Below are 13,184 nucleotides of genomic sequence, written 5' to 3' on the forward strand. Positions count from 1 at the left end.
CCGGTTTTTCGGGGCCGAAACAGCCATTCTGTGTCGTTCGAACGAATGAAAGACTGCCACGGGGGTGACAGCAGATGACGGAGTTACGTGAGGTGCTGCTGCTCTGTTGGCGTGACAGCGGCCATCCACAGGGCGGTGGCAGCGAGCGCTACCTCGAGCACGTGGGTGCAGGGCTGGCGTCGCGAGGCATCAAGGTCACGCTGCGCACGGCCGGTTACCCCGGCGCACCAGCGTCGGACACGATCGACGGTATGCGCGTCAGCCGCGGCGGCGGGCGCCTGACGGTCTATCCGCGAGCACTCGGAGCGCTCCTCGCCGGGCGGCTCGGATTCGGTCCCCTGGCGGGACTGAAGCCCGACGCGGTGATCGACACACAGAACGGCATCCCCTTCTTCGCACGACTCGTGACGGCGGCTCCCGTCACCGTGCTGGTCCACCATTGTCACCGCGAACAATGGCCGGTGGCCGGTGCGGTCATGGCGCGGCTGGGATGGTGGATCGAGTCCAGGCTGTCGCCGCGGGTCCATCGACGCTCGCAGTACCTGACGGTGTCGCTTCCCTCGGCGGACGAGCTGATCGCCCTCGGCGTGGACCGCGAGAGGGTGGCCGTCGTCCGCAACGGTGTCGACGACATTCCCGGTTCCGTCACGGTGGGCTATCCGGACACGCGTGCGGACGCCCCGACGCTGGCCGTCCTGTCCCGGCTCGTCCCGCACAAGCAGATCGAGGACGCGATCGACGTCGTCGCCGCGCTGCGCGATGCGACGCCCGCCCTGCGCCTCGACGTCATCGGCGGTGGGTGGTGGGACGACAACCTGCGCGACCACGCCCGCGCGCGTGGCGTGGCCGACGCCGTGGCCTTCCACGGTCACGTGTCCGAGACCCGCAAGCACGAGATCCTGTCGCAGTCGTGGATCCACGTGCTCCCGTCCCGGAAGGAGGGGTGGGGACTCGCCGTCGTCGAGGCAGCTCAGCACGGTGTCCCCACCGTCGGCTACCGGCATTCTCGGGGGCTGACCGATTCCGTGGTGGACGGCGTCACCGGCGTCCTGGTGGGCGACGAGTGGCTCAGCCGCGACTCCGACGTCGACGAACTGACCGACGCGGTGCGCACCCTGCTGGACGACGGCGATCTCCGTCGGCAGCTCGGGGAGAAGGCGCGGCTGCGGACCCGGGAGTTCTCGTGGACGTGGTGCGCGCGAGCGGTGGAGTCGGTGCTGCGCGAGCGAGTACACGGCCGAGCGGTGTCCGGGCTGGTCGCGGGTAGGCCGGAGGCCGGTCGGTAGGTGGTCGCGGGAAGGCCGGAGGCCGGTCGGTAGGTGGTCGCGGGTAGGCCGGAGGCCGGCCGGTCCGGAATCAGCGAGTCCGGGTGCGACGCGCTCTCGTGACGGCGACGAACGCCGCGATCAGGACGGCGGCCGCCCACAGCAGATGAGCGACGATCGCCGGTAGACGATCCGAGCGTGGACGAGGTGCCGGATCAGCGAGTGAGTACAGCGTGAGATCGGCGTCCGCGTACACGGGTTCCAGGCCCGCGAGGGTGCGTGCGGAGTTCCCGCTCTCGCCCGCCGACCTCTCGACCAGGATCCACCCGACTCCGAGTGCGGCGAGGTCGCTCGCCGGGGCACCGGCCAGGAGCAGGCCTTCGACTCGCCCCGCGACGGTGTTCTCTCCCCGGACGACCGTCCCGCCCACCGGGAGATCTCCGGTGCCGAGCACGTCGGCGTCCAGCAGCCTCGGAGCGGGATCGAGGACCGGTGCCTCGCCCGACCAGTCGAACCGGCGGAAGGTACCTGTCGGCAGGACGGCCACGAGAGCGTCGGACGGTCCGACACCGTCGATCACCGAGGACCACCCGGCGGGGTAGTCGACCGGACGCAGCGCGCCGTGCACCCCCCATGCCAGATCGGGCAGGACGACGAGCAGCGCGGCGACGGCGGACACGGCTGCGAGCCGGGGACGTGTCCCGCTGCGACCGGGTCGATCGACCGCGGAGCCTGCACTCAGGGCGAGTGCCGGCATCCACAGGGCGACCCATTTCTGACCGTCCCGGAACAGCCCGGCACCGGGTACCGACTCGGCGGCCCATCGGCCGACGTCGAGCCCGATCGGGGTGGCGGCGAGGGCGACGAGCACCACGGACACGGCGCCGGTGAGCAGGAGCGCCGCGACCACGGGCGATGCGGTCCGGCGCAGACGAGGGAGTCCGGCGGCGGCCAGGCCGAGCAGCACCGCGGTGCCGACGACGGCGAACAGGCTGGTTCGGCTGCCGGGAACCGCGTCGGCGTTCCAGATGCCGCCCAGACCGGCGAGCGCTCCGATCGTCCCGAGTCCGGGCTCGGCCCGCGCCGCGAAGGCCGCGACACCCGCCGGATCGGCGCCGGTACCGGCCCCGGACACGGCGGTGGCCACCAGCCAGGGCAGCGACACGATCACCGTGGTGACAGCCACGACGACGAGCCGCCGTACGCGGCGTGCCCCTCCCGGTGCGGCCAGGACCACCACGGCGAGAACGGCGCAGAGCAGCACGCCTGTCGGGGTCAGCCCGGCGATGCCGAGACACAGCACGAGGGGCGCAGCGGACCGCAGGTCACCGCGGTCGCGGAGCGTCATGGTCGCGACGACCGTCCAGGGGAGAGCCGCGTAGCCGACGAGCAGGCTCCAGTGCCCCTGCAGCAGACGTTCGGCCACATAGGGGTTCCACACGGCCACCGTGGCGGCCACCAGACGAGGGCCGGTCGAGGCGCCGCCGAGCACTCGCGCCGTCATCTGCGCGGCGCCCCACCCGGCGGCGATCAGAGCGAGAGAGAGCAGTCCGACGACCAGTACACCGCCGTCGACGACCGTGGTGGCGACCGCGACGACGGCGTCCTGGGGAACCGCCCGAGCTGCCGAGTCGGACAGGCCCAGGGCCGAGTCGGTGAGATACGACCGGGGCGTCGACACCGCGTCACGCAGCAGTAGGTGGCCGCCACCCGGAAGCAGCACACGCAGGAGCGGGCCGAGGACGACACCGGTGAGCACGACGGACCAGGCGAGGGACCACGCCCCGGCTGTCCTGCTCGACCCTGCGATCATGAGGGCATGATCCCTGCGCGCACCTCCACCGTGGTGGCCGGGGTGAGCATCGTGACGGCGGGGTCGATGGCGGCGAACATCGCCTCGTATCTGCTGCACCTCCCGGCCGGGCGTGTGCTCGGGCCGCAGGGCTACGGGGTCTTCGCGTCGCTGCTCGCCGCCCAGCTGGTACTCGCGGTGCCGGCGCTGGCGTTGCAGACCGTCGTGGCGCGTGACCGGGTGCGCGGTCGTTCGGTGGCTGCCTCCCGCAGGCTCGGACACCTGTACGCCGTGGTCGTCGCCGGTCTCGCCGTCGTCGCGACTCCCGTCGTGGCGGCTCTGCTCCACACCGACGTCGTGACCACGGCGGCGGCTGTCGTGACGGCGCCGTTCCTCGTGCTGCTGGCCACGGAACAGGGCCTGTTGCAGGGAGATTCGCGCTTCGGTGCCCTCGGCGGTGTGCTCGCGGCGAGCGGCCTTGCGAAGGTGGTGCCCGCCGTGACCGCCCTGGTGCTGGGCGGAGGTGTGGGACCAGCCCTGGTGGCCGGTGCGGTGGGGACCGCGGTCATGGCGCTGGCCGCGCGCATCGTCGTCGACCGCGCCCTGCAGACGGACGAGCACGACCGGCCCGCCGCGGCCGGGACCTGGCGTGACGTGCTCGCCGCATCGCAGGTCCAACTCGTGATCGTCGCGTTGTCCTCGGTCGACCTCCTGCTCGCCCGACGCGTCCTCGACCCGGAGGCCGCGGGTGTCTACGCGCTCGGCGCCGTCGCCGCGAAGGCCGCCTTCTGGCTCCCGCAGTCGGTCGGCGTGGTGCTGTACCCGAGGATGGCGGATCCGCGTCGGTCGGCGTCGGCGGTCCGCACCGCCCTGCTGGTGCTGCTCGGCGTCGGATCCGTCGTGGTGGTGGGTGCCGCGATCGTCGGGCCGGTCGTTCCGCTGGTGATGGGCGCGGACTACGCGCCGGTGCAGTACCTGCTGTGGCTGTTCGCCGCGCAGGGCGCGCTGTTGGCCGTGGTGCAGTGCGGTCTCCTGGCGGCCGTGGCCCGCGGCGACACGCGCTCGGCGCTGGCGGCGTGGACCGTGCTGCTGGTCGAGGCCGTCCTCGTGCTCACGATCGTCGACAGCGCGACCGAGCTCGTCGTCGTGGCCGCGGCATGTGCTGCGGTGGCATCTGTTGTGGTCTCGACCAGCGCGCTCGGGCGTGTCCGTGTGCTTGGATCGGTGGATGACCGAATCCGGGGGGTGGGTCCGTGAGGCTGCGTAGGGGCATGACGGGGATCGACGTGCTGCACGAGACCACGGGAACGTGGGTCGATCTGAGAGCTGCCGGTGGAGAGGAACTTCCGAGCGGAATCGTCGAGTTCCTCGGTGCCGGTGAGCGTGCTCGCGACGTGGCGCGCGATCTCGTGGACCGGGCCGCCACCGCCGGGACCGCCACTGCGTCGACGTCCTTCGCCTCCCTGCCGTTCGAGCCGCGATCGCTTCGCTGCTTCGCGGGGTGGGACCAGCACTGGCACCAGGCGGCCGAGCAGATGGTGCGGCGCAACCTGCCCGCCGTCGTGCCACTGGCGAAGGCGTTCCAGGCGATCGCGCGGAAGCCGTTCCCGCCTCTACGGCCGGGCGCCGCGGCAGTCGAGCACCCGATCTACTACACGGGCAATCACCTCTCCGTCGTCGGCGACGGCGACCCCATGTCGTGGCCCGCGTACACCGAGCTGTTGGACTTCGAACTCGAGTTCGGCGCCCTGGTGGTCCGGCCCGTCGTCAGCGCCTCGACGGCCGAAGCGGAAGCGGCGATCGGCGGCTTCGTGGTGTTCAACGACTTCAGCGCGCGCGACGTGCAGTGGGACGAGCAGCGCAACGGTCCCTTCGGACCCGTCGTGAAGACCAAGACGTTCGGTAGTTCCATGAGTGCCGAGGTGGTCACCGCGGACGAGGTCCTGCCGCACCTGACCGATCTGCGCGGCACCGTCACCGTCAACGGCGAGGTGTGGTCGGAGACGTCGACACGAGGCGGCCGGTGGTCGCTGGTGGACGGACTCGCCTACGCCAGCAGGTCCGAGAGCATCGGCCCCGGCGAGCTGCTGACGTCGGGGACCCTGCCGTCGGGATGCGGAATGGAACTCGACCGCTGGGTGAGGCCGGGGGACGTGGTGCGCCTCGAGGTCGAGCGCATCGGGTCGGTGACCAACACGGTGGCGGAGCCTGCCTAGCTGGGTAGCGGGCAGGCCGGAGGCCGGTCGTTCGACAGTAGTGTCGGTGCATGCGTGCACTGGTGATCGAGGAGTTCGGCCGACCGGGAACCGTGCGGGAGATCGACCGTCCCGACGCGGCTCCCGACGGTGCGGTGATCCGGGTGGCCGCCACCGGGGTGTGCCGGAGTGACTGGCATGCCTGGCAGGGACACGACGGGGACGTGCGACTGCCGTTCGTTCCGGGCCACGAGTTCGCGGGAACGGTCGTCGCCGTGGGTGCGGACGTCGACCGCGACTGGATCGGTCGTCGCGTCACCACCCCCTTCGTGTGTGCGTGTGGGTCGTGTCCGACGTGCGCTGCCGGCGACCACCAGGTGTGTCCCCGTCAGGAACAGCCCGGGTTCACCCACGACGGGTCGTACGCCGAGTTCGTCGCCGTCCGGTATGCCTCGACCAACCTGATCGCGTTGCCGGACGAGGTGTCGTTCGACGTGGCTGCCACTCTGGGATGCCGATACGCGACCGCATGGCGGGCGGTTCATCGCCGCGCCCGCGTGGTGGCAGGCGAGTGCGTCGCCGTCTACGGGTGCGGTGGGCTCGGCCTGTCCGCGGTGATCATCGCGTCCGGGGCCGGCGCGGAGGTGACGGCAGTGGATCGCTCCACCTCGGCGCTGGACCTGGCACGCCGACTGGGAGCAGCTCGGACGGTGCAGACGCCGGTCGACGACATGCACGTCGCGCTGGAGTGCTCCGGGCATGTCGGGTTGGCGGACGAGGCGATCCGGGGTCTGCGACGGCGCGGTCGGCACGTGCAGATCGGGTTGCTTCCGTGCGGCGGGCACGTGTCGATGGACGTGGTGATCGCGCGGGAGATCGACGTGCTCGGCAGCCACGGGATGGCCGCCCACGAGTACCCCGAACTGTTGCGCACTCTCCCGCACGCCGCCGTGGAATCGATGATCGGAGGCCGCAGACGACTCGAGGACGCCCAGCTCGCGCTGGACGCCCTCGGTGAGTCTGCAGGAGTGACGCTGCTACTTCCCTGACGGGAAGGCCGGAGGCGTCAGTCCTTGCGGAGGTTCGTGCGGGGAATCTCCTCGGTACGGTCCGTCGTCCAGTCGTGGTCCGGTGCGGGTGAACCGGCGCCGGAGGTACGAGGTCCGGTCGTGGGTCCGTCGGCCACCGGACGTGTTCCGCGGGTGGTGCGGCCGCCGCGCAGGAGCAGCACGATGCCGACTGCCAGGAGGATGACGCCCAGAACGCCGGCGACGATCGGCACGGTGCGGCCGATCAGGGCGATCTGGTCCTTGCCGTCCTGTGCGCGACCGAGCTGGTAGGTGACGGTGTTGTCGTCGAAGCCGATGACGGCCTTGACGACGTCCACCTCGGGAGTTCCGGCGCGGCGTGCGTAGTACTGGTGCACGTCCTCCTGGCCCTTGACGATGACGCCGGTGACGGGCTCGACGTAGATGTCCCGGGTGTTCTCGTAGTACCGCGTCATCGTGATCGGCGTGGCGCCGCCGTCGACGCCCCACGTGCTCGCGGGGAGAGCGAGCTTGTTGGCCGGCGAGGGGACGACGGCGGACAGGTCCACCGCGGGGATGGTCTGCGTGTAGTGGTAGACCGTGACGCCCTCGATCTGCGTCTCCTCGACGAAGGTCATGTCGTAGCTCTCGCGGGCCACGGTGTCGAAGAAGGGGTAGGTCTGCTTCTGCGAGTCGAACGGGAACTTGTACTGCAGTCCGGTGTGCGGCACTTCCTCGGCCGGCTTGTCGGCCTGGCTCTGGATGGATCCGACCGGGTCGACCGGCATGGAGGACACGCGGTCCAGGCTCACGCGGTCGACGGTCGCGGTGAGCAGACCGGTGTCACCCTGTCGATCGGTGCGTCGCAGCGACGAGCCGGCCTGCACGGTGATGACGTCGGAGTTCGACGGCTCCTCCGTGGTGACGAAGCGCTGGGAGATCAGGGGGACGTTCTGATCCACGACGGCGGAACCCGCTGTGAGCGAACGCGAATCGAGCACCGACCCGGTGCCGGTGGACACGCTGGTGATCTCGAGGTCCAGCGGCGTCTTCTCGAGGCGCCCGACCGTGTACAGCGGGATCAGGATCGCGATGACCAGGAAGAAAGCTCCGAGCCCGATGAGGATCGGCGGGATCACACGCGTCGGTGTGGATCTGTTCGCCATACTGGAGGTCCCCTTTGTGCATGTGCACTTGTCAGTGCATACCGGCCGTGATGGGTCGAACACTAACGTATTGGGCCGCTCCGAGTTCGGGTGCGATGCGGCAGACTCTCCTGACGATGACCACTGCAGAGAAGGCCCGCGTCGATCCGCGCATCGGCGGATTCGTGCCCGCGCTCGAGGGGATGCGCGGTCTCGCGGCCGTCGGCGTGCTGCTGACCCACGTCGCGTTCCAGACGGGATCGACGGGCACACCCCTCGTGGGCCCGCTGCTCGGCCGTCTCGATCTCGCGGTGGCCGTGTTCTTCGCGCTCTCGGGGTTCCTGCTGTGGCGACCCCACGCGGCCGCCGCGCGCGGCTCGCGGCCGAGGCCGTCCGTCCGTACCTATCTGGTGCACCGCGCGGCACGCATCCTGCCCGCGTACTGGCTCGTGGTCGTCGTCGTGCTGGCCCTGCTGCCGGGTGCGGGTGGTGGCGTCCGGGTGTGGATCGCCAACCTGACCCTCGTGCAGGTGTTCGTCCCGTTGACGTTGACGCAGGGCATGACCCAGATGTGGTCGCTGTCGGTCGAGGTGGCGTTCTATCTGCTGCTCCCGTTCATCGGGGTCGCCATGGCCGCGCTCCGCGGACCTCGAGCCCGTCTGCGCACGCCGGTGCTGGTCGGGGTGTCCGCCCTGTCGCTCGGGTGGACCTTTCTCCCGATCTCCACCGCGGACGGCGTGAACATCGAGAACTGGCTGCCCGGCTACCTGGCGTGGTTCGCGGCCGGGATGGTGGTGGCCGAGGCTGCTGCCGAGCTGGCGATACGCGAGACCCGATCAGACTCCGACCTGCCCGCTCGGTCCCGACCGGTCTCCGACCTGCCCGCTGTCCCGCTGGTCGTCCGGATCGCGAGCCGACGATGGTTGCTCACCGGCATCGCGGCGGTGGCCTTCGCGGCGTCGTCGACACCGATCGCGGGCGCGCAGGACCTCACGACGCCGGCGGCATGGCAGTTCGCGGTCAAGGTGGCCTTGGGCGCCGTCGTCGCGTTCTGTCTCATCGCGCCCCTGGCCGTCGGAACGGGAGTCCGTACCCGGTGGCTGTCGGGTCCGTTCGCGCTGATGATCGGCCGGTGGTCCTACGGCATCTTCATCTGGCACCTCGCGGTGCTGGCCGTGGTGTTCCCTGTGCTGGGGGTGTCCCCGTTCGGCGGGCAGTTCCTCCTCGTCGCCGGTGCCACGGTCGTGTTGACGCTGCCGGTCGCCGCGGCGAGCTACGCGCTGGTGGAGGAGCCGGTCCGTGTCGCACTGCGTCGACGGGAAGCGCGCAGGGCCGACCGGATCCGGGCGAACGAGGGAAGCGCCGCGAGCGCCACGGCGCCGACGGATGCCAGCGCTGCGAGCTGAATGACGGCCGAGTGGCCGACGTAGCCGTCGGGATCACGCCAGGGTCCGGTCGACAGCATCGCCCCGGCGACACTGAGTCCGAGCCCCGCGATCGCGACGAGCACACGACCGCGGACACGGGCTCCCCAGCGATGGTCGACGGCGGCGACCGCGACGGTGAGAACCGCCAGCCAGCCGAGTGCGGCGAGCCCACCGATGACCCACACGGCGGCGAACAGCCCCGCGTGGCCGACGAGGGCGGGTTGCCAGGTGGGTGTCGGTGCCGTCGCGGGGTCCGACGGGCGGCGCCGCATCGTCATCACGGCCAGAGCCGCGAGAAGCGCCAGGCCCGCGACGATCGCCGTGCGGTACCAGGTGTCGGCGGGGAACGTCAGGGTCACCTCGCCCGAGAGGCCGGCGGGGAGAATCCACCCTTGCTGCCACCCGTTCACGATCACCGGGGCGAGCACCTCTCCGTCCGGGCGCGTGGCCACCCATCCCGGGTTGGTGCTCTCGGGCACCACGAGAATGCGCTGAGTCGAGGACCCGGCCACGACGACGCGGCGGGTGTCGGCGGTCCACTCGTCCGCGGTGACCGCCACGGGGGTGGGGCCGGTGTGGGGGAACGCAGCGAGCGGTGCCGTGCGCAGCACGACGCTGTCGACGACGAAGGCGTCGCCCGGGTCCACCGACACGGACTGCGAACCCGACGGCAGCGGAACAGGATTGGAGACGTTCGCCGCCACGGGGACATCGCCCTCGCAGAGAGACGCACGGATCGGTGCGCCGGTGGCCAACGCCCCGGCCGTCGTCGAGACGGCGGTGCGGACGAGCTGATCCGCGATGGTCAGGGTGGGGCCGGTCGCGCACGACGTCACGATCGGGCGGTCGGGATCGAACGCCGCCCCCGCGGACGCGGTACCGGATTCGGAGAGCACCGTGATCTCGGCCAGACCGGGAGGCCGTACCTGGTCGAATCCCAGTGCCGTGCGGTCGAGTACGTCGTCCCATTCCAGCAGCGAGACGGTGATCCGGTCGGTCACCGCCGGTTCGAGGGACACTCTGGTGTCGCCGTCCGCGTCGACGTCGCGGACCTGGGGGCCGGTCCCGAGGTTCACGGCGATCCTGGTCGGATGAGACGGCAGTGCGCCGAGGCTCTGGGCGATGTCGAGCCCGCCGACCGAAACCGGTTGCGGCAGTTCGAGAGTGACGGTGGGATACGTTCCGGCCCGGCCCTCGATCGAGTCCTGACTCGCGGTCCAGGACGTGCGGTCGTCGCCGTCCGTGAGGGCGAAGGTCGACCCCCGGACGTCGGTGACCTCGGCCGCACCCCGAGCCCGCGGACGTGTGGCGTCCTGCAGGAGATCCTCCAGCGCGGACGACTGACGCGAGCGCAGCCAGAGTTCGGGAGTCACCGCCGTGCCACTGGGAACCGAGAGCGTGCGCTGGAAACTGTCGAGTTCCTCGGGTTCGACGGCCACGCCACCCGCGCAGCGCACCCGATCGGGCGTGTCGACGCAGCCTGTCCGGCCCGGAAGCTCCTGTGCCAGATTCCATCCCGTCACCGTGACGCCGTCGGCCGGAGCCGGCATCTCCGTGAGGTGCCGGACGACCACCGGTGTCGGCGCATCGGGATCCGTGTAATCGGTGAGGCGGAGGTCGCTGACGCCGAACTGTGCTCCGACCGAACCGTTCTCGGTCTCGGTGGCTGTCACCCGGATCCGCGTCGTCGTGCCGGCGGGCAGTGAGACGGTCACCGGATCGCCCGGTTCGGTGATGCGTGCGGCTGCGGTCCCGTTGTCCGTCTCGATCTCGACCCATTTCACCGGTGACCCCAGAGCGCCGGGGCTGGTGCGGAAGTCGAGCAGGCCGGACTGCACCGGGCGATCGAGGTCGAGCTGGATCCACTGACCGACCGAGCTCTCGAGGCCGTTGCTCACCCAACTCGTCGCGGCGTCGCCGTCGACGGCCGCCGCCGGACCGTTGCCGGGCGAGGCGCCGCCGAACTGGGTGGCGTCCGATGCCGAGGAGGAGACGGACACCCGGGCACCGGACCACGCGCCCTCGACCAGCGGCGCACCGTCGACCGGATAGTCGGGCACGAGATTGAGTGTGCGGCGAGGATCGTCGGGTGTGCGCAGGGCGCTGCTGTGATCGTCGACGGAGCCGAAGTCCACCTCGCGGTTCGTCGGGGTGTCCGTCACCAGGACGTCGTCGACCGTGAGCCCGGCGGCCCGGGCGTCGCCGTCGAGAAGTACCGGTCCCGCCGGAGTCGGGTCCAGGCCGCCGCGCTCGCGGTGCTCGTTCAGGCGAGCGAGGACCTCGGGCCCGCCCTGCACTCGGGGCACGTCGTCGGCCACCACCGTGTACGGGCCGGCGAGGGTGCCGGGAGTCGCCTCGAAGATCTCGATCGCGGGATAGGTGGGGCGCAGGTCGGAGTCGGCGACGATGCCGTCCACCCGTCCGGGCCCGATGTCGTCGCCGAAGGTCGCGACCCGCTCGAGCCCGGGCGAGTTCTCGATGCTCTGGTGCGCCAGCGAGGTCCGGGTCGAACGCGACGTCTCGGGGTCGAGATCGTTGCGCATCACGAGGTAACGGACGTTCATCGATGCCAGCGTGTCGGCGAGCCCGTCGGACGGTCTGCCGTCCGCGAGAAGCCGCTGCACCGAGTCGAGGGCGCGGATCGCGCCGGGCGGCACCAACGGGACCGCGTCACGGACGGCCCACGGCGAGGCCGCCAACGCCTGCAACGGTTCGTCCCGCGTCAGCCCCCACAGCTGAGCGGCCAGGGGCGCACCGGGAACGACGAGCGCGCGGGACTCCTCGGCTCCGGTGCCCGCGTGGTCGGCCAACCAGCCCGCCGCGTCGGACCATTCGGCCGGAACGGCCTCGTACGCGCCCCGCGGCGCGAGCCGCCCGGTCCAGGCCAGCGAGGTCGAGACGGTGAGTGCCACCAGGACGAGTGCGGCGAAAGCGACGAGGGGCTCCCGTTCCGGGTGCGACGCCGCGCGACGCCAGCGAGGCGACGGCACCGAACCCGGCAGCGGCACCTGCGCCAGCAACTGTGCGAGGCCCAGCGCCAACGGCAGTCGGATCACCGGTTCCAGCTTGTGGATGTTGCGCAGCGGCGCACCGGAGGTGTCGAGGAACAGTCGCACCTGCTCGGAGACGGGGGAGGCCAGTCCGCCGACGTACCCGGCGGTCATGCCCACGAGCCCGATCAGCAGCACCAGGGTCAGCCGACCGCGTGCCGGCATCGACCGCATGCAGAGCCCGGCCATTCCCGCCGCGGCCACGACGGCAGAGGCGATCACCGCGGCGGGTTGTGTCACCACCACAGCGCCGGCGATGCGTTCCGGCGAGACGAACGGTGTCCAGCTGCTCGTGCCGCGCAGGACCTCCACCAGCGAGGCCCACTGCGTCGTCGTGCCGGCCGACTCGATGTAGTCGAGGAACGGTGGACTGACGCCGCGCAGGATGAAGAGGGGAACCAGCCACCACGTCGTCGCGGCGACGAGACACCCGATCCACCACAGCGAGAACCGGCGCCACCGGGCGTCCGGCCTGTGCGCGAGCCACCACACGACCGCCACGAGGGTGGCTGCCGCCGTCGCCACGGCGTTCACGGCACCCATCGCCGCGACGGCCAGCGCCGAACACGCGGCGGCGCGCGGAATGCTCACGGAGCGGCCGGAGAAGACGCGGACCAGGGGGATCAGTACCCATGGCGCCAGCATCATCGGCAGTGACTCGGAACTGATCGACCCCAGGGTGGTGATCACCCGCGGAGCGAGGACGAACGCGAGCGCACCCACCACCCGCGACCCGCGGCTCCCGACCCCGAGGGCCTCGCACAACCGCAGGACACCCCAGAACCCGAGAAAGATCAGCACCGCCCACCACAGACGCTGCGTCACCCACCCGGGCAGCCCCAGCACGTCACCGAGGGCGAAGAACGACCCGTGCGGGAAGAAGTAGCCGTACGCCTGGTTCTGTACCTGGCCGAAGGTGGCGTCGGACGTCCACAGATGGGACGCACGCGAGAGGAACCCCAGCGGGTTCTGCGTCAGGTCGTACTTGGTGTCGGCGACGGTCAGGCCGGGAGCCTGCAGGAACGCCAGGATCAGCGCACCGACCGCGGAGAAGAAACGCCACCGGGCCCCTACGGGCGCGGTGACGGGAGCATCGGACGTCAGCGGCTGCCGTACTCGACCTGGTTGAGGAGGGAGGACTCGGCGTTACCGGAACGATCGACCTCGGGGCGGGTGTCGGACGAGGCGGCGGCAGTGGCGCCGAACACCACGGCCACTCCCAGCACGACGCCGATGACGGCACTGATCGCTGCGGATTTCACGAGCAGAACCTATCACTTCG

General features: G+C 71.1%; 8 protein-coding genes and 1 pseudogene. 5 read left to right on the forward strand and 4 right to left on the reverse strand.

What is annotated here, in order from left to right; translation table 11 throughout:
- Positions 1-74 precede the first annotated feature (74 nt).
- Positions 75-1,286 (forward strand): glycosyltransferase family 4 protein, encoded by a 1,212-nt coding sequence (locus tag J4E04_RS01790; RefSeq protein WP_222646338.1) that lies wholly within the window; start codon positions 75-77, stop codon positions 1,284-1,286.
- Positions 1,287-1,356: 70 nt separating this feature from the next.
- Here J4E04_RS01790 and J4E04_RS01795 read toward each other — a convergent pair whose 3' ends face one another.
- On the reverse strand, positions 1,357-3,078 hold the full coding sequence (locus J4E04_RS01795; RefSeq protein WP_490149774.1) for an MmpA family trehalose lipid delivery protein: 1,722 nt from the start codon (positions 3,076-3,078) through the stop codon (positions 1,357-1,359).
- Positions 3,079-3,084: 6 nt separating this feature from the next.
- On the opposite strand from J4E04_RS01795, the gene J4E04_RS01800 reads away from it, so the two are divergent.
- The 3 genes from J4E04_RS01800 to J4E04_RS01810 are packed head-to-tail and all read left to right on the forward strand — an operon-like array spanning position 3,085 to position 6,301.
- Positions 3,085-4,314 carry a polysaccharide biosynthesis protein gene (locus J4E04_RS01800; protein ID WP_490149775.1) on the forward strand — a complete coding sequence of 410 codons (1,230 nt, stop codon included), beginning with the start codon at positions 3,085-3,087 and terminating at the stop codon, positions 4,312-4,314.
- Positions 4,311-5,273 (forward strand): fumarylacetoacetate hydrolase family protein, encoded by a 963-nt coding sequence (locus J4E04_RS01805; RefSeq protein WP_490149776.1) that lies wholly within the window; start codon positions 4,311-4,313, stop codon positions 5,271-5,273. The genes J4E04_RS01800 and J4E04_RS01805 overlap by 4 nt, the downstream gene beginning before the upstream one ends.
- A gap of 50 nt (positions 5,274-5,323) precedes the next feature.
- Positions 5,324-6,301, forward strand: a complete 978-nt coding sequence (locus tag J4E04_RS01810; protein WP_490149777.1) for an alcohol dehydrogenase catalytic domain-containing protein — start codon at positions 5,324-5,326, stop codon at positions 6,299-6,301.
- Between the two features lie 17 nt (positions 6,302-6,318).
- On the opposite strand, the gene pgfA is transcribed toward J4E04_RS01810, so the two are convergent.
- A complete protein-coding gene (gene pgfA / locus J4E04_RS01815; protein ID WP_056441268.1) occupies positions 6,319-7,446 on the reverse strand; it encodes a cell envelope lipid trafficking protein PgfA in 1,128 nt (375 codons plus the stop codon).
- Positions 7,447-7,562: 116 nt separating this feature from the next.
- On the opposite strand from pgfA, the pseudogene J4E04_RS01820 reads away from it, so the two are divergent.
- Positions 7,563-8,681, forward strand: a pseudogene (locus J4E04_RS01820) (acyltransferase family protein); the annotation flags it as partial.
- A 17-nt stretch (positions 8,682-8,698) separates the two neighbouring features.
- Here the strand turns inward: J4E04_RS01820 and J4E04_RS01825 are convergent.
- Together J4E04_RS01825 and J4E04_RS01830 are read right to left on the reverse strand one after the other, a co-directional pair.
- On the reverse strand, positions 8,699-13,006 hold the full coding sequence (locus tag J4E04_RS01825) for an alpha-(1->3)-arabinofuranosyltransferase (RefSeq protein WP_490150600.1): 4,308 nt from the start codon (positions 13,004-13,006) through the stop codon (positions 8,699-8,701).
- Positions 13,003-13,164 (reverse strand): DUF2613 domain-containing protein, encoded by a 162-nt coding sequence (locus J4E04_RS01830; protein ID WP_231476388.1) that lies wholly within the window; start codon positions 13,162-13,164, stop codon positions 13,003-13,005. Before J4E04_RS01830 ends, J4E04_RS01825 begins: the two co-directional genes overlap by 4 nt.
- Between the last annotated feature and the right edge of the window lie 20 nt (positions 13,165-13,184).

The sequence above is a fragment of the Rhodococcus sp. NFXS4 genome (assembly GCF_058139645.1).

What these genes read in the sequence shown, in the direction of transcription:
- J4E04_RS01790 (WP_222646338.1), top strand. Translation starts at nt 75, where the DNA reads ATGACGGAGTTACGTGAGGTGCTGCTGCTCTGTTGGCGTGACAGCGGC.
- J4E04_RS01795 (WP_490149774.1), bottom strand. Translation starts at nt 3,078, where the DNA reads ATGATCGCAGGGTCGAGCAGGACAGCCGGGGCGTGGTCCCTCGCCTGG.
- J4E04_RS01800 (WP_490149775.1), top strand. Translation starts at nt 3,085, where the DNA reads ATGATCCCTGCGCGCACCTCCACCGTGGTGGCCGGGGTGAGCATCGTG.
- J4E04_RS01810 (WP_490149777.1), top strand. Translation starts at nt 5,324, where the DNA reads ATGCGTGCACTGGTGATCGAGGAGTTCGGCCGACCGGGAACCGTGCGG.
- pgfA (WP_056441268.1), bottom strand. Translation starts at nt 7,446, where the DNA reads ATGGCGAACAGATCCACACCGACGCGTGTGATCCCGCCGATCCTCATC.